The sequence below is a fragment of the Acidovorax sp. Root219 genome (assembly GCF_001428665.1).
Lineage (GTDB): Bacteria > Pseudomonadota > Gammaproteobacteria > Burkholderiales > Burkholderiaceae_C > Acidovorax.
In genome coordinates this window covers 26,718-51,004 of the sequence record NZ_LMIJ01000028.1, presented here as the reverse complement: position 1 = coordinate 51,004, position 24,287 = coordinate 26,718, and the positions used below count along the sequence as shown (strand labels likewise).

At 67.8% G+C, this 24,287-nt stretch carries 24 protein-coding genes and 1 pseudogene; 9 read left to right on the top strand and 16 right to left on the bottom strand.

Translation table 11 applies throughout. The features are described 5' to 3' along the window. Positions 1-6: 6 nt before the first annotated feature. Positions 7-1,686, top strand: coding sequence for a hypothetical protein (locus ASE28_RS24680; RefSeq protein ID WP_057268868.1), 1,680 nt, complete (start codon positions 7-9; stop codon positions 1,684-1,686). A gap of 44 nt (positions 1,687-1,730) precedes the next feature. Here the strand turns inward: ASE28_RS24680 and ASE28_RS24675 are convergent, their stop codons facing one another. From ASE28_RS24675 to ASE28_RS24655, 5 genes are all read right to left on the bottom strand, one after another. After that, positions 1,731-2,294, bottom strand: coding sequence for a YcxB family protein (locus tag ASE28_RS24675; RefSeq protein WP_057268867.1), 564 nt, complete (start codon positions 2,292-2,294; stop codon positions 1,731-1,733). Between the two features lie 117 nt (positions 2,295-2,411). Continuing rightward, positions 2,412-3,065 (bottom strand): 3-isopropylmalate dehydratase small subunit, encoded by a 654-nt coding sequence (gene leuD, locus ASE28_RS24670; RefSeq protein ID WP_057268866.1) that lies wholly within the window; start codon positions 3,063-3,065, stop codon positions 2,412-2,414. Next, positions 3,062-4,480 (bottom strand): 3-isopropylmalate dehydratase large subunit, encoded by a 1,419-nt coding sequence (gene leuC, locus ASE28_RS24665; RefSeq protein ID WP_057268929.1) that lies wholly within the window; start codon positions 4,478-4,480, stop codon positions 3,062-3,064. The genes leuD and leuC overlap by 4 nt, the downstream gene beginning before the upstream one ends. A gap of 24 nt (positions 4,481-4,504) precedes the next feature. Next, positions 4,505-5,410 (bottom strand): alpha/beta fold hydrolase, encoded by a 906-nt coding sequence (locus tag ASE28_RS24660; RefSeq protein WP_057268865.1) that lies wholly within the window; start codon positions 5,408-5,410, stop codon positions 4,505-4,507. A 26-nt stretch (positions 5,411-5,436) separates the two neighbouring features. Then, positions 5,437-6,441: a tripartite tricarboxylate transporter substrate binding protein gene (locus ASE28_RS24655; protein ID WP_082608245.1), complete on the bottom strand. Its 1,005-nt coding sequence runs from the start codon at positions 6,439-6,441 to the stop codon at positions 5,437-5,439. Positions 6,442-6,559: 118 nt separating this feature from the next. On the opposite strand from ASE28_RS24655, the gene ASE28_RS24650 reads away from it, so the two are divergent. Next, a complete protein-coding gene (locus tag ASE28_RS24650; RefSeq protein WP_057268863.1) occupies positions 6,560-7,459 on the top strand; it encodes a LysR family transcriptional regulator in 900 nt (299 codons plus the stop codon). A gap of 53 nt (positions 7,460-7,512) precedes the next feature. Continuing rightward, positions 7,513-7,968 (top strand): GNAT family N-acetyltransferase, encoded by a 456-nt coding sequence (locus ASE28_RS24645; RefSeq protein WP_057268862.1) that lies wholly within the window; start codon positions 7,513-7,515, stop codon positions 7,966-7,968. Positions 7,969-7,978: 10 nt separating this feature from the next. On the opposite strand, the gene ASE28_RS24640 is transcribed toward ASE28_RS24645, so the two are convergent. Beyond that, positions 7,979-8,422 (bottom strand): hypothetical protein, encoded by a 444-nt coding sequence (locus ASE28_RS24640; RefSeq protein WP_157422117.1) that lies wholly within the window; start codon positions 8,420-8,422, stop codon positions 7,979-7,981. Positions 8,423-8,722: 300 nt separating this feature from the next. Between ASE28_RS24640 and ASE28_RS24635 the strand changes: the two genes are divergently transcribed. Further along, positions 8,723-10,456 carry a hypothetical protein gene (locus ASE28_RS24635; protein ID WP_157422116.1) on the top strand — a complete coding sequence of 578 codons (1,734 nt, stop codon included), beginning with the start codon at positions 8,723-8,725 and terminating at the stop codon, positions 10,454-10,456. A gap of 25 nt (positions 10,457-10,481) precedes the next feature. On the opposite strand, the gene ASE28_RS24630 is transcribed toward ASE28_RS24635, so the two are convergent. The 9 genes from ASE28_RS24630 to ASE28_RS24590 all read right to left on the bottom strand — a co-directional run bounded on the left by ASE28_RS24630 (position 10,482) and on the right by ASE28_RS24590 (position 18,398). After that, entirely contained in the window at positions 10,482-10,988 is a 507-nt protein-coding gene (locus ASE28_RS24630) for a GNAT family N-acetyltransferase (RefSeq protein WP_057268859.1), read from the bottom strand. A gap of 104 nt (positions 10,989-11,092) precedes the next feature. Then, positions 11,093-12,208, bottom strand: coding sequence for an aromatic ring-hydroxylating dioxygenase subunit alpha (locus ASE28_RS24625; RefSeq protein WP_057268858.1), 1,116 nt, complete (start codon positions 12,206-12,208; stop codon positions 11,093-11,095). 42 nt (positions 12,209-12,250) lie between these two features. Next, entirely contained in the window at positions 12,251-13,210 is a 960-nt protein-coding gene (locus tag ASE28_RS24620; RefSeq protein WP_200963994.1) for a PDR/VanB family oxidoreductase, read from the bottom strand. Positions 13,211-13,239: 29 nt separating this feature from the next. Then, positions 13,240-13,797: a MarR family winged helix-turn-helix transcriptional regulator gene (locus ASE28_RS24615; RefSeq protein ID WP_057268856.1), complete on the bottom strand. Its 558-nt coding sequence runs from the start codon at positions 13,795-13,797 to the stop codon at positions 13,240-13,242. A gap of 29 nt (positions 13,798-13,826) precedes the next feature. After that, positions 13,827-14,543, bottom strand: coding sequence for an ABC transporter ATP-binding protein (locus tag ASE28_RS24610; protein ID WP_057268855.1), 717 nt, complete (start codon positions 14,541-14,543; stop codon positions 13,827-13,829). A 5-nt stretch (positions 14,544-14,548) separates the two neighbouring features. Further along, positions 14,549-15,307: an ABC transporter ATP-binding protein gene (locus tag ASE28_RS24605; protein WP_057268854.1), complete on the bottom strand. Its 759-nt coding sequence runs from the start codon at positions 15,305-15,307 to the stop codon at positions 14,549-14,551. Continuing rightward, positions 15,304-16,305 carry a branched-chain amino acid ABC transporter permease gene (locus ASE28_RS24600; RefSeq protein WP_162262277.1) on the bottom strand — a complete coding sequence of 334 codons (1,002 nt, stop codon included), beginning with the start codon at positions 16,303-16,305 and terminating at the stop codon, positions 15,304-15,306. The genes ASE28_RS24605 and ASE28_RS24600 overlap by 4 nt, the downstream gene beginning before the upstream one ends. A gap of 8 nt (positions 16,306-16,313) precedes the next feature. Further along, entirely contained in the window at positions 16,314-17,171 is an 858-nt protein-coding gene (locus ASE28_RS24595) for a branched-chain amino acid ABC transporter permease (RefSeq protein WP_057268853.1), read from the bottom strand. Between the two features lie 39 nt (positions 17,172-17,210). Next, positions 17,211-18,398, bottom strand: a complete 1,188-nt coding sequence (locus tag ASE28_RS24590; protein ID WP_057268852.1) for an ABC transporter substrate-binding protein — start codon at positions 18,396-18,398, stop codon at positions 17,211-17,213. A 281-nt stretch (positions 18,399-18,679) separates the two neighbouring features. On the opposite strand from ASE28_RS24590, the gene ASE28_RS24585 reads away from it, so the two are divergent. Further along, positions 18,680-19,570: a chromate resistance protein ChrB domain-containing protein gene (locus ASE28_RS24585; protein ID WP_235516210.1), complete on the top strand. Its 891-nt coding sequence runs from the start codon at positions 18,680-18,682 to the stop codon at positions 19,568-19,570. A gap of 14 nt (positions 19,571-19,584) precedes the next feature. Then, positions 19,585-20,967: a chromate efflux transporter gene (gene chrA, locus ASE28_RS24580; RefSeq protein ID WP_082608252.1), complete on the top strand. Its 1,383-nt coding sequence runs from the start codon at positions 19,585-19,587 to the stop codon at positions 20,965-20,967. Here the strand turns inward: chrA and ASE28_RS24575 are convergent. Further along, positions 20,964-21,848, bottom strand: a complete 885-nt coding sequence (locus tag ASE28_RS24575) for a LysR family transcriptional regulator (RefSeq protein ID WP_057268850.1) — start codon at positions 21,846-21,848, stop codon at positions 20,964-20,966. The two genes, chrA and ASE28_RS24575, sit on opposite strands and share 4 nt — an antisense overlap. A 219-nt stretch (positions 21,849-22,067) precedes the next feature. On the opposite strand from ASE28_RS24575, the gene ASE28_RS24570 reads away from it, so the two are divergent. The 3 genes and pseudogenes from ASE28_RS24570 to ASE28_RS33240 form a co-directional block, all read left to right on the top strand. After that, a complete protein-coding gene (locus tag ASE28_RS24570) occupies positions 22,068-23,081 on the top strand; it encodes a tripartite tricarboxylate transporter substrate binding protein (protein ID WP_157422114.1) in 1,014 nt (337 codons plus the stop codon). Next, a pseudogene (locus tag ASE28_RS24565) lies at positions 23,078-23,912 on the top strand (amidohydrolase); the annotation flags it as partial. The gene ASE28_RS24570 and the pseudogene ASE28_RS24565, both read left to right, overlap by 4 nt. Before the next feature lies 1 nt (position 23,913). Continuing rightward, the coding region (locus ASE28_RS33240) for a M20/M25/M40 family metallo-hydrolase (protein WP_235516209.1) at positions 23,914-24,251 on the top strand (338 nt) is incomplete at its 5' end. Between the last annotated feature and the right edge of the window lie 36 nt (positions 24,252-24,287).

Below are 24,287 nucleotides of genomic sequence, written 5' to 3'. Positions count from 1 at the left end.
GCTGCAATGATCGCCCGGTTCCTGCTGCGCCACCTGCTGTCGTTCGTGCTGATCTGCGCGGTGCTGCTGCTGGGCCGATGGGGTTGGGCCGAGTGGCAGGCATACCAGTCATCACGGGCCGAGATAGGGCAACTGGCGGGGGCAGACCAGCGCATCGCGCGCGATGCAAGCGCCCTTGCCGCCGCCAGCCAGGAGCGCGTGGCCAGCCTATCGTCCGCATCGCTGAGCGCCCTGAGCGAGCGCATCGACGCAGTGGACCAGGAGACACGGCACAAGCAGCTCGAACGGCAGAAGGCCAGCGAGCTCGGCCCCCTGCTCAAAGGCCAGCCGATCCTGGAACACCAGCTGGCTGGCATGCGGCTAGATGCCGAGATCTACCTTCTCGACGCGGAGCGCAAGTACCTGCAGGAACTGCGGCTGCGGCTGCAGGCGACCCAGTCGGCGCAGTCGCGCCGGGCTGAGCTGGAGCGGCTGCGCCTGGCCCACCAGGGTGTGTACACGCAGTGGCAGGCCGCAAAAAGGGAGCGGGAAGCGCTGGAGCAGAGCCATCCCGTGGCATGCCGGCTGGGCATCGGATCGGCTGAGTACCGCCAGTGCGGGCAACTGAGGGCGCTGCAGGACCAGTTGCTGGCAGACAACCGCCGCGCCGATGGCGACTACCAGCGCCAGTTGGCATTGGTGCAGGAGATACAGCCGCTGCCGGCCCTGCAGGCGTTCGCACCGGACCGCAGCGAGATAGACGCCTTGCTTGCACCACTGCGCGAACGGCAGGCGGCGCTGCAGGAGCTGCGTGCCGGCAACTGGTTTGGCAGGCTGTCGGCCCCGCTGCTGGAGATCATGCCAACGGCGCTCTTGATACTGCTGGGTGCCATGCTCACGCCGCTGGCCATCAAGGTGCTGTTCTACTTCGTGCTCGCGCCGCTGGCCGCGCGGCGCCCACCCGTGCGCCTGCTGCCGGACAGCCTGGGCGAGCTGGCGCTGGAATCAGGCCACGCAGCGGTGTCGCGCGAGGTGGTGGTGGACGCCGGCCACGAGCTGCTGGTACACCCCGACTTTCTGCAGAGCGCATCCACCGCAGGCAAAAGCGATACCTGCTGGCTGCTGAACCCACGCTACCCGCTGACCAGCCTGGCGTCGGGCATGGTGGCGCTCACCCGCATCCGCGCCCCTGCGCCCGCCACCTATGTGGTGTCGGCCACGCAGGACGCCCACAGTGAAATTGGCGTGCTGCTGCTGCCCGCAGGCGCGGCCCTGGTGATGCAGCCGCACAACCTGGTGGGCGTGCTGCAGCAGCGCGGCATGCCGGTGCACATCACCTCGCATTGGCGGCTTGGCAGCCTGCATGCCTGGCTCACGCTGCAGTTGCGCTACCTGGCGTTCCATGGCCCCGCGCAGTTGATCGTTCAGGGCTGCCGGGGCGTGCGGGTGGAGCCGGCCGATGCGGGTCGCGCCATCAGCCAGGCGGCGACCATCGGCTTCAATGCCAACCTGGGCTATTCCACGCGCCGGTGCGAGACCTTCATCGCCTACCTGCGTGGCAAGCAGGCTTTGCTCAACGACTCCTTCAGCGGCGAACGCGGCTTCTATGTGTACGAGGAACTGCCCCACCCGCGCAAGCACCAGGGCGGCCCGGCGCGGTGGCTGGAGGGCCTGGCGGATTCCGTACTCAAAGTGTTCGGGATCTGACCCTACGGCCCCCCGGTGCAAGCCGGCCCAGGGGTGAAAAATCTTCAGTCCCCCTGAAGCGGCACGCGCTGCTCGATGAGCGCATAGGTTTCGGGCGTGAGGATGGACTTGGGCACGGGCAAGCACACGGCGTTGTCCACGAACAGGAACACGAGCGTATCGCTCTCCTGCCGGCGTTTGAAGCCGGCCCATTGCCAAAGGCTGTGGGCCGCATCCGATCGCTGCTCAATGCAGTCGGCCCGTATGTCGAGGGACTGGGGCGCAAGGCAATAGCCGTCGTCCTCGAACATGGCATTCTGGAGCGAACGGGTGCCGCTGCCGACCAGCGCCCAGAAGGCCAATGCACCGATCACGATGCCCACAGCCCCCACCGCCAGGTGGCTGCCCATATCAGGCAACGACTCCAGCCAGCGGAACAGGAAAACCAGCGGCACCACGGAGGCACCCCACAGCACCAGGGGCAACCACCATCGTCCCGACCCGTCTGCGGCTTTTTCACTGCGCTGATCACTGCTGCCAGCACCACGCCGCAGTTGGGCCTTGGCATTGGCCAGGATGCGTTTTTGCAGATCGACATAGTCGCTGCGCGCGAGGGAAAAGGATTGCATGGGTGCGGCTTGGGGCAATGTGTCACCCCACTATAGAGGTCAACCCATCCCCTGCCCTGCTACGGCGGCCGCAACCGGCACAATCTCACGGTTGCCGGCAGAGTTTGCGTTGTGCGCTCACGCCCCCAGCCGGTCCCGCGTCAACCGCGCCACATCCTTCACCCAGGGCTGCGCCGCCCAGTGCCGCTCGGCAAAGGCGTTGATCTGATCCTGGTAAGTGAGCGACGCGCCGATCACGTCCAGCCCGTCGAGGAACATGCGCCGGTGCCGCTCGGAGATGGTGAACGGTGCGCTGTTCCCCGCCGTGCGCACCTGGCGCCGCTCCACATCGATCTCCATGGTCAGCGGGCCGGTGGTGGTGCGGGCCTCCTGCATGAAAGCCTGGGCATCAGGCTCGCTCACCATGGCCAGCAGCAGGCGGTTGTTCATGGCGTTGGAGTAGAAGATCTCGCCAAAGCTCGATGCCACCACGGCCTTGAAGCCGTACTGCTGCATGCCCCACACGGCATGCTCGCGGCTGGAGCCGCAGCCGTAGTTGCTGCCGGCCAGCAGCACGTCGGTGCCGGCAAAGGCCGGCTGGTTGAGCACGAAGTCGGGCCGCAGCTGGCCCGCGCCATCAAAGCGCAGGTCGTAGAGCAGGCCGGGCGCCAGGCCCGCCTTGTCGATGCCGCGCAGGAACTGCTTGGGCATGATCTGGTCGGTATCGAGGTTGGCGATGTCGAGCAGGGCCACCTGGCCGCGCAGGGTAGTGTTGTTGTTGTCGGCGGTCATGCAGTCACCTCCAGAGTCCTGACGTCCGTGATGCAGCCGGTGATCGCGGCGGCGGCGGCCATGGCCGGGCTCATCAGGTGGGTGATGGCGCCCCGGCCCTGCCGGCCCTCGAAATTGCGGTTGGTGGTGGATGCGCAGCGCTGGCCGGGGGCCAGCACGTCGTCGTTCATCGCCAGGCACATGGAGCAGCCGGGCTGGCGCCACTCGAAGCCCGCCGCCACCAGGCGCGCGGCAATGCCCTCGGCCTCGGCCTGGGCCTTCACGGCGCCCGAGCCGGGCACGACCATGGCGCGCACGCCGCTGGCCACTTGGCGGCTGCCGACGATGCGGTCGACCTCGCGCAGGTCCTCGATGCGCGCATTGGTGCACGAGCCGATGAACACATGCTGCACGGGTACGCCCGCCAGCGGCTGGCCGGCAGCCAGCGCCGTGTAGCGCAAGGCCTGCTCGGCGCTGCTGCGCTGCACAGCGTCGGTGATGTCCTCGGGCCGGGGCACGGTGGCGTTGATGGCCATGGCCTGGTCGGGGCTGGTGCCCCAGGTGACGAAGGGGGCCACGGCGCTGGCGTCGAACACATGCTCCACGTCGAACACGGCACCTGCATCGCTGTGCAGCGTGGCCCAGTGGGCCAGGGCCTGCGCGCGCACATCGCCGGCAATGTCGGGGGCCTTGGCCAGCACGTAGTCGATGGCGGTGGCATCGGGGGCGATCAGCGCGCCGCGCGCACCCGCCTCCACCGCCATATTGCACAGCGTGAAGCGTGCCTCCACCGACAGCGCGCTGATGGCGCTGCCGCAGAACTCCACCACATAGCCGCGCGCACCCTGCGCGCCAATGCGGCTGATGACCATGAGGATCAGGTCCTTGGCGGTGGTGCCGCTGGGCAGCACACCGTCCACCCGGATGCGCATGTCCTTGGCCAGTCGATAGACCAGGGTCTGGGTGGCCAGCACATGCTCGACCTCCGAAGTGCCGATGCCGAAACCCAAGACGCCCAGCGCCCCGTAGGTGGTGGTGTGGCTGTCGCCGCAGATGATGACCATGCCGGGGCGCACCATGCCGTGCTCGGGCGCGATCACATGCTCGATGCCCTGCAACGGGTCGTTGGTGTCGAACAGCGGGATGCCGTGGCGGTCGCAGTTGGCCTTGAGGTTGCTGGCCTGCAGGGCCGAAGGCGGGTCCTGGATGGTGCGCCAGCGCACCGGGTGCGTGGGGATGATATGGCTCACCACCGCCACGTTCTGCCCCGGCACGGGCACGCCGCGCCCGGCATCGTGCAGGCCAGCGAAGGCCTGGGGGCTGGTGTATTCATTCATCAGGTGCAGGTCGCAGAAAAGCAGCACGTTCTGTTCGTCCAGAACGGCCACGGTGTGCGATGCCACCAGCTTCTGGTAGAGCGTTGTGAGGGTTGTCATGGTCATCGGGGAGAGAAATCGTTTTTATTGGCCGGCCAGCAGGAAGGGCAACGCTGCGTCGAGCAGCGCATCGGGCGCCTCCTCGGCGATGTAGTGCCCGCAGGGCAGCGCATAGCCGCGCACGTCGGTCGCTACGCGCTCCCATTCGGCCAGGGGCTTGAAACACTGGTGCACCACGCCCTGCTCGCCCCACAGGGCCAACAGAGGCATTGCCAACTGGCGGCCCGCGTCGCGGTCGGCCCGGTCGTGCACCAGGTCGATGCCGGCGGCGGCGCGGTAGTCCTCGCAGATGCCATGGGCCGTGCCGGGAAGTGCCAGGCAGCGCACGTACTCGGCCAGGGCCCGTGGGTCGAACGGGGCCAGGCCCGCGCTGCGCCGGCCCATCACGTCGCGCACATAGGCAGCGGGGTCGGCCTCGATCAGGCGCTCTGGCAGCGGCGCGGGCTGGATCAAAAAGAACCAGTGCCAGTAGGCACGCGCGAAGGCGTTGCTGGTCTGCTCGTACATGGCCAGCGTGGGGGCAATGTCCAGCAGCACCATGCGCTGCACGGCCGCCGGGTGGTCCGCCGCCAGGCGGTGCGCCACGCGCGCACCCCGGTCATGGGCCAGCACGGTGAAGCGCGGGTGGCCCAGGTGCTGCATCACCGCCAGCATGTCGGCGGCCATGGTGCGCTTGCTGTAGAGGGCATGCTCGGCATCGCCAGCAGGTTTCGCCGAATCGCCGTACCCGCGCAAATCCGCCAGCACCAGCGTGAAATGCTGCGCCATCACCGGCGCCACCTTGTGCCAGATGGCCGAGGTCTGGGGGTGCCCGTGCAGCAGCAATAGGGCCGGGCCGCTGCCGCCCACCAGCACGTGGATGTGCTGGCCGTCGGGCGTGGGCACGCGGTAGGGGGTGAAGCCGGGGAAAAGCGGGGTCGTCGTGGTCATGGGTGTCGTTGGAACTGCGGCGGGGTCTATTCGGCAGTGATGCCCCGCTCCTTGATCAATTTGGCCCACTGCGGCATTTCCTTTTCAAGCCGGGCGCGGGCCTGCTCGGGGGTCGAGGGCGTGGGGTCGAAGCCATCCTTGGCCATGCGCTCCTTGAGCGCCGGGGTGTTGAGCGCCTGGTTCAGCGTGGTGTTGAGCCGGTCGATGACGGGCTTGGGCGTGCCGGCCGGTGCGAACACGATGAACCAGGTTTCGAAAGCGTAGCCGGGCAGGCCCGCCTCGGCAATGGTGGGCACATCGGGCATCAGCGCCGAGCGCTTGGTGCCCGTGACGCCCAGCGCGCGCAGCTTGCCCGCCTGCACATGCGGCTGCGCGGCCGACAGTACCGGGAAGCTCAGCGCCACCTGGCCCGACATGGTGTCGATCATGGCCGGGCCCCCGCCGCGGTAGGGGATGTGCACGATGGGTGTGCCCGCCACGGCCTTGAACAGCTCGGCCGACATGTGGAAGGTGCTGCCTGCCCCTGCAGAGCCGTAGGAGTATTGGCCCGGCCTGGCCTTGAGCAGCGCCACCAGCTCCTTGATGTTCTTCGCCGGCAGCGCATTGTTGACCACCAGCACATGCTGCGAGCTGGCCACCATGCCGATGGGTGCCAGGTCCTTCAGCGTGTCATACGGCATCTTCGCGGTGAGGCTGGGGTTGATGGCCAACGACACGGTCTGCAGGCCGATGGTGTAGCCGTCCGGTGCGGCCTTGGCCACCATGTCCACGCCGATGTTGCCGCCGGCGCCGCCCTTGTTCTCGATGAACAGCGAGCCGCCCAAGGCCTTGCTCCACTCGTCCGTGACCAGGCGGGCGGCGATGTCGGCACTGCCGCCCGGGGCATAGGGCACCACGAGCTTGATGGCCTTGTTGGGGTAGCCGGCTGGCTGCGCCATGGCGGCGGATGGCACCAACAGGGCCAGCGTGGCTGCAGTGACTGCACCGGCAGCCATTCGGCGGGATGTGAACGGGATAACGGAATCGGTCATGGGTTTGTCTCCTGCAGGTGGTTATTTGTTGTGGGTTGGATCTTATGAGTGATGTGCAAAGCCATAAATACCGTCAAAATCACTTCATTCATAAATTCAAAGCACGAATTAAGCACCCATGGATGGCTTTTCGGACCTGCGCTTCTTTGCCCTGCTCATGAAGGAAGGCAGCCTGGCCGCGGCTGCGCAGCAGATGGGCATCACCCCGCCTGCGGTCAGCCGGCGCCTGGCCCAGCTGGAGCACCGGCTGGGCGTGCGCCTGCTGCACCGCACCACGCGGCGCATCCACCTCACGCCCGAGGGCGAGACCTACCTGCTCGACGGCGCCCGCATCCTCGGCGACCTGGAGGCGCTGGAGCGCACGGTGGCCGGCGCCCGCAGCTCACCGCGCGGCCTCATCAAGCTGGCCGCCACGCTGGGCTTTGGCCGCGTGCACATCGCCCCTGCCCTGTCGGCCTTTGCCCGCGCCTACCCCGAGGTGGAGGTGCAACTGCACCTGACCGACCGCCCCGTGAACCTGGTGGAACAGGGCTTCGACGCCGCCGTGCGCTTTGGCGACCTGCCCGACTCGCGCCTCACGGCCCGCCGCCTCATGGCCAACCAGCGCGTGCTGTGCGCGTCGCCCGCCTACCTGGCCCAGGCGGGCGAGCCCACGCAGCCGGCCGACCTGCTGGCGCACCACTGCATCGTGATCCGCGAGAGCGACGAAACCTATGGCACCTGGCACCTGCACCAGGGCGACAGGCAAGAGACCGTGAAGGTGCGCGGCATGCTCAGCACCAACGACGGCGCAGCGGCCACCACCTGGGCGCTGGACGGGCATGGCGTGCTCATGCGCTCGCACTGGGACGTGGCGCCCTACCTCGCCTCAGGCCGCCTGCGGCTGGTGCTGCCGGGCTGGGCCCTGCCCGCTGCGGACGTGACGCTGGTGTACCCGACCAAGAGCGACCTGTCGGCCAAGACACGGGCGCTGGCGGATTTTCTGGGGGAGTGGTTTGGCGGGCGGCGGGTGGCGTGAGCAGTCGGCGCACGGATGCAGAATGCAGGCACACCGCAAGGAAGCACACAGGCATGGAGATCCGCCCCATCGCACGATCAGAACTCTCGGAGCTGCTGGCGCTCTACACGCACCTGCATGCTGACGATGACCCGCCGCCCGACGACGGGACGGCCGAGCAGATCTGGGATGAACTGCTGGGCAGCGGCCGCTATCGGTATGTGGGTGCCTATGTGGATGGCCAACTGGTCTCCAGCTGCACCATCACGGTCATCCCCAACCTCACGCGCGGCGGCAGGCCGTATGGTTTGATCGAGAACGTAGTGACGCATGCCGACCATCGCGGGCGTGGCTACGCCAGGGCCGTGCTGCAAGATGCCCTGGCGTTCGCGTGGGCACAGGGCTGCTACAAGGTGATGCTGATGACCGGGCGCAAGGACGAGGCGACGCTGCGGTTTTATGAATCCGCCGGCTTCGACCGGCATGGCAAGCAGGCGTTCATCGCGCGACCTGACCGGCGCGGACCATGATGGGCCCCGACTATCTGCGATAGCGTCGCGCCCGAGCCCGATGCGCAGGGCGATCATCGCTCAGCGAACTGCTCCTGCCCATGCCAAAGAATGCGCCCCAGCCAAAGCAAGCGGCGGCCGCTGCGGCACCTGCAGAACCAAGCCAGTAGCCCTTCTGGAAGACGACGATTGCCGCGACGGTCAGGATAGCCGCAAATCCGCCGACAACCAGACGTCGCACAAGGACCCAGCCGGTATACATGACCCTCTCGGCACGCGATGGTGGCTCCGCACTTCCCAGCTTGTGATCAAAAAAGACCTGCCAGTACATCCAGAAGATGAAAGGTGCCGCTACTGCAAACAAAAAGCCCAGCCAGAGAAAATCACCGGTGAAAGCCAGCCAGCCCCAATAGGCCAGCACGACGGCAGTACCGACCCAGAGGGCAAATCGCTCTATGCGCTCCCAGCGTTCCACAAGTCCCTCCCATTGCAGTTTGATTGTTTTCTGGATCAGAAGCCTCCAGGAGACTAACCCGCATTGCTGCACTGGTGTGCGTCACCTGCACGAGCATCCTCCATGAACCGCTGAGGCTCCGGCCCTTCCAGGCAAATGACCAGAGCGTCGACGTGGCTGAATTCCAGGTCAATGGCTCGCCCTCCCTTCTTTGCTTGGGTGTCTGTTGCGATACCGAGCTTCGCACAGGCCAGGACCTTCAGATTTCTCAAGCCCTGCCGATAACAGCCGGAGCCGCATCAACAAACCTAGAACCAGAAAATGAGCGCCGTCAGTCTTCTTTCTTCTCCGGCAGCAGCCCTGGGCATACAGAGCGCTGCCATCAAAGCTGCAGCCGCACCGAGCCCAGCCCTTGCCCTCCCCTCCAGTGGCGCGGACGCAGCAGCCGTCACAGCGACGGGCTTCACCGCCTCCGCACCCCTGGCCCCGGCGGCTGCGGCCACCGGCGACACCCGATTTCTCCATGTCACCCAGTACCCATCGTCTCTGCAGACCGTGAACGTGACCTACGAGGCATTGGCGAACCTGCAGACCCGCAATGGAAAGATGCAAGTCTGGGAGCAGGCCCCCACCACGGCCGTGGACCAGATCATCGGCCGCAACGCCAGTGCCACCAGCCAGAGCGCCCGCTTTGCCGGCCTGGGCTCGGCCCTGCTGGAGCAGGTGGCCAGCACGGGCGCCAGCTACCGGCAAACCATCGTGAACGTGGCGGCAGCCTATTCGCCCGACAAGATCCAGGGCAAGGCCGCCGATGCGCAATGGGCCATCCGCTCCAGCCCCAGCGCCAGCGCCGCGCTGACGATCAAGACCCAGTCGGGCGCCTCGGTGCGCATTTCCATTGCCGACCAGCGCCTTCCGGTCAGCACGGGCGCGGGCATGACGGTGCAGATCGACGTCGAGGGCGACCTCACGCCCCAGGAGCAGCAGGCACTGCAGTCCCTGGCCAAGGGTTTCGATGAAGCCATGGAGGGCCTGACACGCGAGCCGCCGCTGGTGAACCTCGACGGCCTGATGAAGTTCGACAGCAAGCTGCTGACCCGGGTGGAGCTCAAGAGCGAGGTCTATGGCCTGAACGACCAGGGCGAGCGTGCCATGGTGCTGGGCACGCGATTCACGGCCAGCGCCGACAGCCGCGAGATCGAGCTCAAGACCCTGAAGGGCACGGCCACCGTGAAGACCGACCTGCGCCAGAGTGCCATCTGGGGCAGCGCCGAGCAAAAGGCCCGGGCCGTGCAGCAGTACCTGGGCCGCGTGGACAAGGCGGCCGAGCGCGGCAACGGCAACCAGGAGCTGGTGGACCTGTTCAAGTCCTCCTTCGCGGCCCTGCACGGCGGCTACGGAGACAGCGACAGGGACAGCGACAGGGCCAGCGGCCTCACCAGAGTGCGGCCAGCGGACATCACCAGCGATGCCGATGCCTTCAGCGAGGAGGACCACAGCCTGCTCACGGGCATGGCAGACTTCAGGGCCAGCATCCTGACCAACCGCCGCGCCATCAACCCGCGCCACACCAACGAAATCGACATCTTCGACTACAAGCTCGAACAGTCGACCCAGATCTCGGGCGGCTCTGCCGCCAACCGCGCCATCACGCAGACGCAAACCTCCGACCTGAGCGCCGGCTTCCACCGCTCGCTGCGCTCCCGGCGCGAGCCCGAACTCAGCTCGGACTCGGCCACCCAGAACTACTACTACACCCAGGTCGAGGACCACAGCAGCACCCGCATGGAGCTGGCCTACGAGAAGGACAAGCCCGTGCGCGCCCTGCTCACACAGGCTGCTTCGCAATTCCTGCGCACGACCAAGGTGGAGTTCAACAAGGTGGTGGAAACCATGGAGGAACCTCTGCAGCAGCAATCGCAGCACAAGGACCTGCTGCCCCTGCTGGAGCAATTGCTGCGCCGCGAAGAGGCCGACGACCTGTCGGCCGAGGAGAAGCAAAGGACGCTGCGGGAGTGGAATGCGATGGTGCTGGGGGGCCCGGGCGCGGCATGAGCGTCCCGGGGCCCCTGAGAACATCCTACCCCGCAACCGCCATTTCGTACCGCGCCAGTGCCCAGTTCCCCCTGGAGACCTCGCTGTGCAGCAAGAACCCGAAGCCTTCGTAGAGCGAGCGCAGCCCCTGGCGGTCCGCAACGCAATCCAGGCGCAGCCAGGGTCGCTGCAAGGCCCGGGTTCGCTCGCGCGCACACCGCAGCAAGGCCGTTGAAACGCCCTGTCCCGCCCAGGCGCGGCGGACTGCCAGCTTGTGCAGGTAGACGGAACTTCCCGCGACGATCTCGGGCCAGCAGTGCGGGTCTTCCAGGTCCAGGCGCATGACGCCTGCCACCGCACCGCCCTGCCCTGGCACAAGCCCCATCCGGGCGACCCAGTAGGCGCCGGCAGCGGTATCACGCTGGATGCGCTCCTGGCCATAGTCTGCAGGCGACCACAAGGGCCGGCCATCGCCCTGCAGCCATTGCGCAGCCTCCGCCAGAGTAGAGACCACCTCATTCAGATCTTCGGCGGTGGCTTGTTCGATGTGCATGGGGACAGAAGCGGGAAGGCAGAAAGGACGTCCATGTTAGCCACAGTGGATTCCCCCGACACGCCTGCACCGCACCACCCCACCGGGGCCAGGTGTGTGACCCGCTATGCAGCGGGGGCCTGCTGCTGCTCCAGCAGCTTGGCCACGATGCGCCGCGCCCGGTTGCCGCCCACGTCCACGTGGATGTCGGTCCAGGTGGCGCGCTCACCGAACTGCAGCATGTTGCGGTACTGGGCCTCGATGATCGCGCGGTCTTCGTCGAAGGTGAAGGCGGTCTGCTCGATCACGGCCTCGATGTTGTCGGGCATCTCGGGGTGCTTGGTGCTCGACATGCTCCAGAAATAATGGCAGGTGTCGTCGGTCTCGGGCGTGATGCCGTGAAAGCCGCGCATATGAAAGCCCCCGCGCTCGGGGTCTTCGATGGAGTCGGTGCCGGGCTCCACGGCGCCGGTCCAGATGCGCAGGTGGCTCACGTCGAACTCGATCTCCTGCCAGCGGTCGCACTGCTCACCAAAGGGCCAGGCGGCCTTGTAGGTGGGCGGCGGGGTGGAGCCAGGCATGAGGCGCACGACCTTGACGCCGTCGCCTTCGGAAGTGACCTTCATCTCGGCATTCATGTGCAGGCGCGCGTTGCCGCCAATGGTCTTGAGGTGCACATAGCCCAGGTGGCTCAGGTCCAGCAGGTTGTCGTGGATGAGCTGCCAGGGCGCCTGGTAGTGGTAGTTGCCACTGCCGAATTTATAGCGCGGGTCGTCGTGGTAGGGGTAGTCCGGGGGGGCCTTCGCGGGCTCGGTGCCTTCGGCTCGGGGCATCCAGATCCAGACGATCTGGTTCTTCTCGACCACGTGGTAGGCCCGGACCTTGGCTTTGGACGGGATGCGCTCCTGGCCCGGGATCTCGATGCACTGGCCGCTGGGCGCGTACAGCATGCCGTGGTAGCCGCAGCGCACGCCCGTGCCCTCCACGGTGCCGCACGACAGGGGCAGAGAGCGGTGGCAGCAGCGGTCTTCCAGCGCGGCCACCTGCCCGGCCCCTGTGCGAAACAGTACCACCTTCTGGCCCAGGAAGGTGCGCGCGATGGGCTTGTCCACGAGCTCGGACGAGAAGCCGGCCACATACCACTGGTTCAGCGGAAAGCGGCCGGGGTCCGTGGCTGCGGCTCTGGTGGATGCCTTCGTCTTGATCTCGCTCAAGGGGATGCTGGTGGTGGGGGTGTTCATGGGATGTCTCCTCTTGTCGTCAGGGATGGTGGGTGGTGGTGCTCAGAGTTCCAACACCAGCAGCGGCGTGAGCGCCCTGGAGCAGCACGGCGTGAACTGGTCGTTGGCGGCGCGCTCGGCCTCGGTCAGAAAGGTGTCGCGGTGCTCGGGCACGCCTTCGAGCACACGGGTCAGGCAGGTACCGCACACACCGGATTCGCAGGAGTACGGCACGTCGATTCCTTCGGCCACGAGCACCTCGATCACGCTCTTGCCTGCAGGGATCTGGAATGTCTGGCCGGAGTTGGCCAGGCGCACGCCGAAGCTGCCGTCCGATGCGAGCGCGGTGGCGGTGCCGGCAAAGAATTCGCGGTGCAGCTGCGCCTCGGGCCAGCCATGGCGGCGGGCGGTATCGAGCACATGGTTCATGAAGCCGGCAGGGCCACACACGTAGAGATGGGTGCCGGCCTCGGGGTGGGCCAGCACTGCATCCGCATCAAAGCGCTGGGCCTCGGGGCCATCGTCGGCATGCACCTGCACCTGGGCGGCGAACGGGGCCTGCGCCATGTCATGCACAAAGGCCATGCGGGCAGCGGCCCGGCCGCAATAATGCAAATCGAAGCTCTCGCCCGCGCTGTGCAGCGCCTGCGCCATGGCCCAGAGGGGGGTGATGCCAATGCCGCCGGCCAGCAGCAGGCTGCGGCGCGCGCCAGGCACCAGCCCGAAATGGTTGCGCGGTGCGCTGATGGTGAGCGCCTGGCCCACCTGCACCTGCTCGTGCATGCCCGCCGACCCGCCGCGCGAAGCCGCTTCGCGCAGCACGGCAATGCGGTAGTGGTCAACGGTGGCCGGGTGGTTGCACAGCGAATACTGGCGCACCAGGCCAGGAGCCACGTGCACGTCGATATGGGCGCCGGCCGTGAAGGCCGGCAGGGCCTGCCCCTCGGGGTGCACCAGCTCGAAGCTGCAGATGCCTTCGGCTTCTGCGCGCCGGCTGCGGACGATGACTTGCATTGCGTTCATGGTGGGGGTGGCGTGGTTGCCGGGTTGTCTCAGTCGCCGGCCTTGCGCTGGCCGGCGGGCTTGGGAAAGTGCTTCTTCGCATAGTCCTGCGTGGCGGCATCCACCGCGGGCAGGTTCTCGTGCAGGCGGCGCAGCATGCTCAGCAGCAGGTCCACTTCGCCCTGGTCCAGCACGGACAGGAAGGCGCGCTCGCGCTCCAGCGCCATGCCCATGATCTGGCCGTGCAGCGCGCGGCCTTCGGGTGTGAGCACGGCGATGCGCAGGCGGCCATCGGTCTTGTCCAGCTCGGTGGTGATCAGCCCGCGCTCCTGCATGCCTTTGAAACAGCGGCTCACCGAGCCCTTGTCCATGCCGATCACCTTGGACACCTGCTGGGCCGAGATGGAACCCTCGATGGCCAGCAACACCAGGCAGCGCCAGGTCTCGATGCCCACGTCGAAAATTTCCAGGTAGTGCTGCGAGGCCCCGCGCGAGAGCTTGTTGGCGATCCAGGTCAGGTAGGCCGGTACGTAGCGCTCCAGGTCCACCACGCTCTGCGCGTCGGGGAGTTGCACGTCGGAAGGCTTGCTGGCTTTCTTTTTGGTCATAGTCGATTCAATACGGAGTAGGAGGGTTGTCAGTGGACCGCCATGCCCACCCAACGCTCTAGCGTAGCTTCGTCTTCCAGCAGCTCGGCGGCGCCAGCTTCATGGACCACCGTGCCATGGTCCAGCACCACGGCGCGCTGGGCGTACCGCAAGGCCTCGTCCACCTGCTGCTCCACGATGATGGTGGCGATGCCCGTCTGCTGCGCCATGTGGGCGAACGCACGCAGCAGCTCCTGGCGGATCAGCGGGGCCAGGCCCTCCAAAGGTTCGTCGAGCAGCAGCAGGGTGGGCCGGCCCAGCAGCGCACGTGCCACCGACAGCATCTGCTGCTCGCCGCCCGACAGCTGGGTGCCGCCATTGCGCCGGCGTTCGGCCAGGCGCGGGAACAGGGCGTAGGCCTCGTCGAGCGCGCTGCGCGGGCGGCGCTTGAGGCCGGCCAGCAGGTTCTCCTCCACTGTCAACGAGGGGAAGATGTCGCGCGTCTGCGGCACATAGCCCAGGCCCCGCTCGGCACGCTGGTGCGGCAGCAGCGCGGCAATGTCCTGCCCCTTGAAATGCAGGCTGCCGCTGCGCAGGGGCACCAGGCCCATCACGGCGCGCAGCGCGGTGGTCTTGCCCACGCCGTTGCGGCCGATCATGGCCAGGCGCTCGCCGGCATGCACGTCGAAGGACAGGCCGTCCAGCACGGTGGTGGGGCCGTAGCCGGCCACCACGTTCTGCAGGCTCAGCACAGGTGAGGAGTTCATGGTTCTCAAGCTCCCAGGTAGGCAGCGCGCACGCGCGGGTCGCGGCGGATCTCGTCGGGCGAGCCATCGGCCAGCACGGCGCCTTCGGCCAGTACCACGATGCGGTTGGCAAAACGGAACACCAGGTCCATGTCGTGCTCGATGATGAGCACGGCCAGGTCGCCGGGCAGTGCGGCCAGTGCGGCCAGCAGCCGTGCGCCATCGCCCTTGGGCACGCCGGCCATGGGCTCGTCGAGCAGCAGCACCTTGGGCCGCAAGGCCAGGGCCAGCGCCATCTCGATCAGGCGCTGCTCGCCATATGCCAGGTCCTGTGTAGCGGTGGCGGCATGGGCCTGCAGCCCGAAGCGGGCCAGGATGTCCTGGGCCTCGGCCTGCAGCGCGGGGTAGCCGTCGATGCTGCGCCACAGGCGGCCCGTGAGTCCTTCGCGCTCGAACAGCGCCAGCTCGATCTGCCGCTGCACCGCAAGGTGCGGCGCCAGCGTGGTGATCTGGAAGGTGCGGGCCAGCCCGGCGCGCACGCGCTGGGCCTGGCTGGTGCGCGTGACGTCGGCACCGCGCAGCCAGATCCGGCCAGCACTGGGTTCCAGCACGCCGCTGATCTGGTTGACCAGCGTGGTCTTGCCCGCGCCGTTGGGGCCGATCAGCGCCAGCCGGTCGCCCGCGCGCAGCTGAAAGGAGACATTGCGCGTGACGTGCAGCCCGCCGAAGCGCTTGTCCAGCGCCTGCACATCCAGCAGGGTGTCGGGGATCGCATGGCCGCTCATCGCACACCTCCCGCGCGCTGGCGCAGCCAGGCCCAGGCCTTTGCGGGCGGCACCAGCACCACCAGCATCAGCAGGCCGCCGACCACGAAGAGCCAGTGGTAGGGATTGATGGACGCGGCGGTGTGGTGCAGCAGCGTGAACACCGTGGCCCCCACCAGTGCACCGATGAGCTGCCCTGCCCCACCCAGGATGAGCATGACCAGCGCCTCGGCCGAGAGCGCGAACGAGAGGCTGTCGGTGCCCACCACCGCATTGGTCTGGGCCGACAGGGCGCCAGCGGCACCCGCCAGCGCACCCGCCACCGTGTACAGCAGCCACAGGCGGCGGAACACGGGCGTGCCCAGGGCGGCCATGCGGGCGCGGTTTTCATGGATGCCGCGCACCGCCAGGCCAAACGGCGACTGCACGATACGCTGCGCCCCATAGAACAACAGCACCAGCACCACGAGCGAGTACACGGCAGCCACCTTGCCCTCCAGGTCAAACGCAAAGCGGCCCAGCAACGGCGCCATGGCAAAGCCCGAGAGGCCGTCGTCGCCGCCCGTCCAGTCACGCGCCTTCTGCACCAGGCTCAGCACGATCTGCGAGACCGCCACCGTCAGCATGAGGAAGGTGAAGCCCTGGTAGCGCAGCAGGAAGGCGCCCGAGACCAGTGCCGTGAGCGCCCCGGCCACGATGCCCACGCCCAGGCCCAGCAACGGGTCGGCATGCGCATGCAGCGCAAAGATGCCGGCCGCGTAGGCGCCCAGTCCGAACAGGGCCGCATGCCCCAGCGTGGCCAGGCCCGCCACACCCACCACCAGGTCGAGCGAGAGCACGAACAGGCCGGTGATGAAAATGCGCGTGATGAGCCCCAATTGGTCGGGAAACGCGGCGCAGGCCGCCAGGCCCGCGACCAGCAGCAGCAGGGGTGCGCGCCAGGGCGGCGCACAGCGCGGTGCCGCCTGGGCAGGCTGCACGGGCATGGCCACGGCAGCGGCGGCTTGCACAGGAGTCATGGTGGTGTTCATCGCTTCAGGAGACCATGGGGTCGCCAGGCAAGCAGTGCAGCCATGGCGACAAAGAAGAACAGGCTGCCCCATTCGGACGCCAGGTAGCGGCTGGCGGTCTCGATGGTGCCCAGCAGCACGGCAGCAGCCAGCGAGCCGGCAATGCTGCCCATGCCGCCCACGGCCACCACCACGAGCACCAGCACCAGGTACTTGAGGGCGTAGTACGGCTCCAGCGGCATGAGCTCGGCACCCAGAATGCCGCCGAAGCCGGCCAGCGCGGCACCGGCCGCAAAGCTGGCGCACTGCACGGTGCGTATCGGTATGCCCAGGGTGGATGCGGTGCCGCTGTGGTCCACTGCGGCACGCAGCCACACGCCAAAGCGGGTGCGGGTCACCGTCCACGCGGCGGCCGCTGCCACGGCCAGCCCGGCACCGATCACCAGCAGGCGCTGCGCCGGCAGCGTGCGAAAGCCCAGGTCCACCGAGCCGGCCAGCAGCGGGGGCAGCACGATAAGCTGCACCTGAGGGCCGGCAATGGCGTTGGTCGCGGCGATCAGCACAAAGCTCAGGCCGATGGTGAAGAGCACCTGGTCCAGCTCCTTGCGGCGGTACAGGTGGCGCAGCACCAGCGCTTCGAGCACGGCGCCCAGCAACGCGGTGGCGGCAATGGCCACGGGCACGGCCAGCCAGAAGCTCCACTGCGCCTCGCGGGTGAGCCATGCCGCACAGTAGCCTCCCACCATGGCAAAGGCGCCATGGCTGAGGTTGACGAAGCGCATCAGGCCCAGCGTGACCGACAGGCCCACGGCGATGACGAACAGCACCATGCCGAAGGCCAGCCCGTCGATGAGGATGTTGAAAAGCGTGTTCACGGCGAAGGCAGATTCGTTGGGTTCCCGGCTGCGCTGGCCTTACTTGGCATCAAGCCCGTAGTCGCCGTGCGGGCCGAAGCTCTGCACCTCTTTGTTGACCAACTGGCCACCCACGCGCTCCACCTTGCGCAGGTAGACGTTCTGGGTGATGTGCCGGGTCTTGGCATCGATGCGCACCGGGCCGCGCGGGCTCTCCCACTGCAGGGTTCGGGCGGTGGCCAGGGCCTTGGCGCCGTCCTTCTTGCCGCCGGTGGCCTCGATCATCTTGTGGATCACGTGCATGCCGTCCCACGCGCCCACCGAGGCGTAGTTGGCCACGGCAGCGGGGTCACGCTTCTTGAGGGCATCGACAAACTTCTTGTTTTCGGGCGAGTCATGGGCACCGGAGTAGTGGAACGCCGTGGTCAGGCCCAGGGCCGAGTCGCCGAACTTCTGCAGATCGAACTCATCGGTTTCGGCCGTGCCCAGGAACTGCACGCCGGCCTTGGCCAGGCCGTTCTCGTTGTAGGCCTTGACGAAGCCCAGGTTGGGTGGACCGCCGGGCAGGAAGGTGTACACGGCCTGCGCGCCACTGGCCTTGATGCGTTGCACGAAGGGGCCGAAGTCGGTGGTGGCGATGGGCATGCGGATGCTCTCGACCACCGTGCCGCCCTGCTTCGTGAATTCGGCCTTGAACGCGGTTTCGGCGTCGATGCCGGGGCCGTAGTCGGTCACGGCGGTCACCACCTTCTTCATGTCCTGTTTGGCGGCCCACTGGGCGATGGGCACCGTGACCTGCCACAGCGTGTAGCTGGTGCGGATGAAGTACTCGGACTTCTCAGTGATGGCCGAGGTGGCGGCGTTGAAGATGACGGTGGGCGTCTGGGACTGCTGGATCAGCGGCGCCACGGCCAGCGCGTTGGGCGTGAAGACGAAGCCGCCCAGGTAGTCCACCTTGTCCTTGACGATGAGCTCCTGCACCAGGGTCTTGGTCTGGCCGGGGTTGGGGCCACCGGTGTCGCGGTAGATGAACTCGATGTCCTTGCCCGCGAGCTTGCCCCCCTGGCTGCCCACATAGGCCTCGGCCGCCGCCTTGAACAGTGCGCCGTAGTGTGCGAACGGCCCCGAGAACGGCCCCACCACCCCCACCTTGACGGCAGTGCTTTGCGCCTGGGCCTGCACGGGGGCGAGGGCCAGGCCGGATGCGGCAAGCAGCGCGCAGGCAAGGGTGCGACGGGTCGGGTTCATGGGGAGTCTCCTGGGTTGGACGCCTGCGTGGCAAATGCGCTCGCAAGTCGTGTTGATATGCGTCAAATTATGGTTGGCTTACCAACCAGTTGCAATACCAACTTGTTAGGGGTTTTCCCGGAACGGACGTGCATTGGCAGGGCCAGGGGTGCCAGCGCTTGCGACGGAGAGTGCGTCAAAGACACCTGTTAAGATTTGCGCATCGGGAACCCAGCCTCCCGAATCCTCACGGATAGATGGTGTCCCATCCAAGCGCTGATCACTCTTTGCTGGAGTCATCCGTGGACACCTCTATGGGCAACGCCCTTCCCCTTTCCGTTCTTCCCCAAGACCTCGCCGCCCGCATCGGCACTCCCGGCGCCCCGCTCGTCCTGGATGTGCGCCGGCGGCCCCGCTTTGACGACAGCACGCACCTGCTGGCCACTGCGCGGCACTGCACACCCGAAGACATCGCCGCCCTGGCAGCCAACGCCCCGCCCTGTGAGGCCGTCGTGTACTGCGTGTACGGCCACGCCGTGAGCCAGGAGGCTGCGGCCGTGCTGCGGCAGGCGGGCTGGAATGCCCGCTTCCTGGCGGGAGGGTTCGAGGGGGGCGAGCCCGGCGTCGACACGCCCGAGGACCTGGCCCGCTGGCGCGCCATGCGGCCCCTGGGGCTGCGCAAGCGGCCCGACCTGGGCGTGGATGGCACGGCTGCGTCGCGCTGGATCACCCGCGCGCGGCCCCAAATCGACCGCATTGCCTGCCCCTGGCTGGTGCGCCGCTTCATCGACCCGCGCGCGAAGTTCTTCTACGTGGAAGCGGCCCAGGTGCTGCCCGAGGCGCAGCGGCTCCATGCCGTGGCCTACGACATTCCCGGTGCGCCCATCACGCACGAGGGCGCGCTGTGCAGCTTCGATGCGCTGCTGGCCGCGTTGGGCCTGCAGGCCGACCCGGCCCTGGCTGCGCTGGCCCGCATCGTGCGCGGTGCCGATACCGACCAGCTGCAGCTGGCGCCGCAGGCCGCAGGGCTGCTGGCCTTGTCGCTGGGGCTTTCGCAGCTGCACGCCAGCGACGACCTGGGCATGCTTGCGGCGGCCATGCCCCTGTACGACGCGCTCTACGCCTGGTGCCGCAAAGGTGTGGCAGGGCCGCAGGAAAGCCACCGCTGTGCGCCCGAAGGCGTGCCGGCATGACCGATGTGAATGAAATGACCGACACGAGCAATCTGGCCACGATGGCCGACCAGGGCGGCGCCGCCGCCGCCGATGCACGCCCCGCTGACGTGCCGTTCGCCCAGGCCCTGTGGTTCTGGTTCAAGCTCGGCTGCATCAGTTTTGGCGGGCCGGCGGGGCAGATCGCGATCATGCACACCGAGCTGGTGGAGCGGCGCCGCTGGATCAGCGAGAAGCGCTTTCTGCATGCGCTCAACTACTGCATGGTGCTGCCCGGCCCCGAGGCGCAGCAATTGGCCACCTACATCGGCTGGCTGATGCACCGCACGCGCGGCGGCCTGGTGGCGGGCGGGCTGTTCGTGCTGCCCTCGCTGGTGCTGCTGATACTGCTGTCCTGGGTGTACATCGCCTATGGGCACCTGCCCGTGGTGGAGGGCATCTTCTACGGCATCAAGCCGGCGGTGACGGCGCTGGTACTGCATGCAGCCCACCGCATCGGCACGCGCGCGCTCAAGAACCGTTGGCTCTGGGGCATGGCGGCGGCAGCCTTCGTGGCCATCATGGCGTTCAGCGTGCCCTTCCCGGCCATCGTGCTCGCGGCCGCGCTCGTCGGGCATGTGGCCGGGCAGCGCTGGCCGCAGCTGTTCACGGCCGGAGGCCACGGCAGCGCCCAGCGGGGCTATGGGCCCGCGCTGATCGACGACGACACACCCACGCCGGCCCATGCCCTCTTCAGCCGCAAGCGCCTGGCGCAGGTGTTGGCCGTGGGCGGCGGCCTGTGGCTGGCGGCCATGGGGGTGCTGGTGGCGCTGGTGGGCTGGGAGGGCACGCTCACGCAGATGGGCTGGTTCTTCACCAAGGCGGCGCTGCTGACCTTTGGCGGAGCCTATGCCGTGCTGCCCTATGTCTACCAGGGTGCGGTGGAGCACTACCACTGGCTCGACGCCAGGCAGATGATCGACGGCCTGGCGCTGGGCGAGACCACGCCAGGCCCGCTGATCATGGTGGTGGCCTTCGTGGGCTTTCTCGGCGGTTGGCTGCACAACGTGCTCGGGCCCGACGCGGCCTTCTGGTCCGGCGCGCTGGCAGCGTCGGTGGTGACCTTCTTCACTTTTTTGCCATCGTTCGTGTTCATCCTGGCCGGCGGGCCGCTGATAGAGACCACGCACAACCAGCTGCGCTTCACGGCGCCGCTCACGGCCATCACCGCAGCCGTGGTTGGCGTGATTTTGAATCTTGCCCTGTTCTTCGCCTGGCATGTCTGGTGGCCGCAGGGCTTTGCCGGTGGGGTGGACATCGCCTCCATCGCCATCACCGTGCTGGCCGGTGTGGGGCTGTTCCGCTTCAAGCTGGGGGTGCTGCCGCTGCTGGCCGGCTGTGCGCTGGCGGGCCTGGCCCTGCGCATGCTGGGCGGCTAGTCCTTCAGAAGTTCCTGCACCAGTGTGCGCACGATGGGCATGGCCGGGGCTTCGGCGCGGCCGGCCAGCGTGACCAGGCCGAACAGCGCGGTGGTGATCTCCCCGGGCACCATGGGCAGCTCCACCAGGTCGGGCGCGGCAGCGCGCACGGCCAGCAGGATGGCATCGCTCTTGCGCACCACCTCGACCAGGCTCGGTATCTCTTCGCAGCGCAGGGTCACGCAGGCGGCGGGGTGCGCCTCGGGGCCGTAGGTTTCCATGAGCCGGCGCGCCACCTCATCGCTGAGCGGGGTGGAGGCGATGGGGTAGTCCTTGAGCATCTCGAAGCGCACGCCGCCGCGCTTGCGCAGCAGCGGGTGGCCGCGCCGGACCATGAAGGAGCCGCGGATCTCGCAGACCAGTTCGGTGCGAAGGTCGGTGGCGGGCTGCAGCGAGCGGGCGTCGATCACCAGGGCGTCGAGCTGGCGATCGCGCAGGGCCTGCACCAGCCGGTCGGTGCTGCCACGCGAGATTTCCAGCGTGAGCTGGGGGTGGCGCGTGGCCACCTGCATGAGCAGCGGCGTCATCAGCAAGGCGCCCGGGCCCGAGCCCAGGCCGATGCGGATGGCGCCGCCCTCCCCCTGCTGCATGCGCTCGCCCAGCGCGTGCAGCTCGGCGGCATCGTCCACCAGGCGCTGGGCGCGCTGCAGCACCTGGCGGCCAAAGGGCGTGAGTTCGCTGCGCCGGCCGATGCGGTCGAACAGCGGCAGGCCGAGCTCGTCCTCGATGGCGCGGATGCTGCGGCTGAGCGCGGGCTGCGTGAGGTGCATGGCCTCGGCCGACTTGCTGAACGAGCCGGTCTGCGCCAGCGAAATGAAGTGCCGAAGCTGCACCAAAGTCATGCCGATTGCCCCCTTCTGGTGCAAGAAAATTGAATAACTTCAACTCATGCTAACCCACTTTGCAATGCATTGGACGCGCAGATAGCCCAATCCTAAGATGGCCCGACTGACCTGCCACAGCCCCCGACAAGAGAAGCGTGGCGGAACCAGGGGTGTCGAAGAAATGGAGACCATGGGATGCCATGGCCGCTTACCAATCTGTCTGCAAGGGATCGATCAATGAACACAACGATTGCGATGAAACGCCTGCTCGCCACACTGGCCGGGCTCACGGGCCTGGTGCTCGGCGCCAGCCCCCTGGCCGCGCTGGCCCAGGCACCCAATGCCTACCCCGCCAAGCCGGTAAGCCTGATGGTGCCTTACCCTGCGGGCGGCCCGTCCGACGCGATGGCCCGCATCCTCAACACCCCCATGACCCGCGAGCTGGGCCAGCAGGTGATCGTGGAGAACCTGGGCGGCGCAGCCGGCGCCATGGCCGCGCAGAAGGTGCTGGCCGCGCCGGCCGACGGGTACTACATCTTCCAGGGCTCGCCCAACGAGGCTATCCTGGCGCCGCTGGCCAATGCCGCAGTGAAGCTGCGCACGGAGGACTTCCGCCTGGTGCACCCGGTGTCCGACGCGGCCATGGTCTTCGTGACGCGCAAGGACCTGGGCGTGAACAGCGTGGACGAGCTGATCGCGCTGGCACGCACGCCGGGCAAGGACCCGCTGAGCTACGGCAGCGTGGGCATCGGCTCGCTGTACCACCTGATCCTGGAGAAGGTGCAGCAGACCACGCACACCACCATGCAGCACATCCCCTACAAGGGCAATGCGCCCTTGCTGCAGGACCTGGGCGGCGGGCAGCTCGACTTTGCGGTGCTGGTCTACAGCTCGGCCATGGGCGCCATGGCCGACCAGGGGCGGCTGAAGATCATCGGCCAGCTCGGTGCGCAGCGCTCGGAGATGCTCAAGAACATTCCCACGGTGAGCGAGGGCAAGGCCCTGCCCAACTTTTCGTACAAGATCTGGACCGGCTTCATGGTGCCCAAGAAGACGCCCGAGCCCGTGGTGCAGCGCCTGCACCAGGCCATCGGCCGCGCGCTCAAGGACCCGACCGTGCACACCCAGCTCGCAGCGCAGTCCATGGTGGCATCGCCCGCGATGACGCTGGCCGAGTCCACCGCCTTCTTCGAGAGCGAAACGGCTCGCTACCGCGAGATCGCGCGCTCCATCAACCTGCAGCCGCAATGACGATGACGACGATGAACCGCAGCTTGTTCGACACCCTGCAGGAGCACGCGAGCGAGTTCATCGCCCTGCGCCGCGACATCCACCGCCACCCGGAGCTGGCCTTTGAAGAACAGCGCACGGCCGAACTGGTGGCGGAGCGGCTCACGCGCTGGGGCTACGCGGTGGAGCGCGGCATTGGCGGCACCGGGGTGGTGGGCAGGCTGGTGCGCGGCCAGGGCCCGCGCCTGGGCCTGCGCGCCGACATGGACGCCCTGCCCATCACCGAGGCCACGGGCGTCGCCTGGAGCAGCGCCCACCCGGGCGTGATGCACGCCTGCGGGCACGACGGCCACACCGCCATGCTGATGGCGGCGGCCTGGTACCTCGCGGAGCACGGCCAGTTCAGCGGCACGCTGAACCTGGTCTTCCAGCCCGCCGAAGAAGGCGGCGGCGGCGCGCTGCGCATGATGGCCGACGGTTTGTTCGAGCGCTACCCCTGCGATGCCGTGTTTGCCATGCACAACATGCCCGGCGTGGAACAGGGCCACCTGCTGCTGCGCGATGGGCCGGCCATGGCCTCGAGCGACTACGCCACCATCACCCTGGAGGGCGTGGGCGGCCACGGCGCCATGCCGCACGTGGCCATCGACCCGGTGGTGGCTGCGGCCAGCCTGGTGATGGGGCTGCAGACCATCGTCTCGCGCAATGTCGACCCGCAGCAGATGGCCGTGGTGACGGTGGGCGCGCTGCACGCCGGCCAGGCCAACAACGTGATCCCCGCCAGCGCCGTGCTGGAGATCAGCGTACGCGCCATGGACAGCGGCGTGCGTGCGCTGCTGGAGCAGCGCATCCNCCACCGCCACGGGCTACGGCGTGGTGGCCCGCCTCGACTGGCGGCCGGGCTACGCCGTGCTGGTGAACACCCCGGCGGAGACCGAACTGGCGCGCGAGGTGGCCCTGGACCTGTTGGGCCCCGAGCGCGTGACGCTGCAGGCCGCGGCCCTGCCCGCCAGCGAGGACTTTGCCTTCATGCTGGAGAAGGTGCCCGGCTCCTACCTGCAGATCGGCAACGGCAATGCCCCCGGCGGCTGCATGGTGCACCACCCGGGGTACGATTTCCATGACGGCAACATCGTGGTGGGCGGCGCGTTCTGGGTACGGCTGGCCGAGACCTTTTTGCCGCCGCAGTGAACCGAGGGTGCACCACATTTCGCCCATTGAACCAAC

Coding starts and splice junctions, on each gene's coding strand:
- leuC (WP_057268929.1), bottom strand. CDS start 4,480: ATGACAACCCTCACAACGCTCTACCAGAAGCTGGTGGCATCGCACACC.
- chrA (WP_082608252.1), top strand. CDS start 19,585: ATGACCGACACGAGCAATCTGGCCACGATGGCCGACCAGGGCGGCGCC.
- ASE28_RS24660 (WP_057268865.1), bottom strand. CDS start 5,410: ATGACCACGACGACCCCGCTTTTCCCCGGCTTCACCCCCTACCGCGTG.
- ASE28_RS24615 (WP_057268856.1), bottom strand. CDS start 13,797: ATGACCAAAAAGAAAGCCAGCAAGCCTTCCGACGTGCAACTCCCCGAC.
- ASE28_RS24620 (WP_200963994.1), bottom strand. CDS start 13,210: ATGAACGCAATGCAAGTCATCGTCCGCAGCCGGCGCGCAGAAGCCGAA.
- ASE28_RS24625 (WP_057268858.1), bottom strand. CDS start 12,208: ATGAACACCCCCACCACCAGCATCCCCTTGAGCGAGATCAAGACGAAG.
- ASE28_RS24645 (WP_057268862.1), top strand. CDS start 7,513: ATGGAGATCCGCCCCATCGCACGATCAGAACTCTCGGAGCTGCTGGCG.
- ASE28_RS24575 (WP_057268850.1), bottom strand. CDS start 21,848: ATGACTTTGGTGCAGCTTCGGCACTTCATTTCGCTGGCGCAGACCGGC.
- ASE28_RS24675 (WP_057268867.1), bottom strand. CDS start 2,294: ATGCAATCCTTTTCCCTCGCGCGCAGCGACTATGTCGATCTGCAAAAA.
- ASE28_RS24590 (WP_057268852.1), bottom strand. CDS start 18,398: ATGAACCCGACCCGTCGCACCCTTGCCTGCGCGCTGCTTGCCGCATCC.
- ASE28_RS24570 (WP_157422114.1), top strand. CDS start 22,068: ATGAACACAACGATTGCGATGAAACGCCTGCTCGCCACACTGGCCGGG.
- ASE28_RS24650 (WP_057268863.1), top strand. CDS start 6,560: ATGGATGGCTTTTCGGACCTGCGCTTCTTTGCCCTGCTCATGAAGGAA.
- ASE28_RS24655 (WP_082608245.1), bottom strand. CDS start 6,441: ATGACCGATTCCGTTATCCCGTTCACATCCCGCCGAATGGCTGCCGGT.
- ASE28_RS24635 (WP_157422116.1), top strand. CDS start 8,723: ATGAGCGCCGTCAGTCTTCTTTCTTCTCCGGCAGCAGCCCTGGGCATA.
- leuD (WP_057268866.1), bottom strand. CDS start 3,065: ATGACCGCCGACAACAACAACACTACCCTGCGCGGCCAGGTGGCCCTG.
- ASE28_RS24605 (WP_057268854.1), bottom strand. CDS start 15,307: ATGAGCGGCCATGCGATCCCCGACACCCTGCTGGATGTGCAGGCGCTG.
- ASE28_RS24630 (WP_057268859.1), bottom strand. CDS start 10,988: ATGCACATCGAACAAGCCACCGCCGAAGATCTGAATGAGGTGGTCTCT.
- ASE28_RS24610 (WP_057268855.1), bottom strand. CDS start 14,543: ATGAACTCCTCACCTGTGCTGAGCCTGCAGAACGTGGTGGCCGGCTAC.
- ASE28_RS24600 (WP_162262277.1), bottom strand. CDS start 16,305: ATGACTCCTGTGCAAGCCGCCGCTGCCGTGGCCATGCCCGTGCAGCCT.
- ASE28_RS24680 (WP_057268868.1), top strand. CDS start 7: ATGATCGCCCGGTTCCTGCTGCGCCACCTGCTGTCGTTCGTGCTGATC.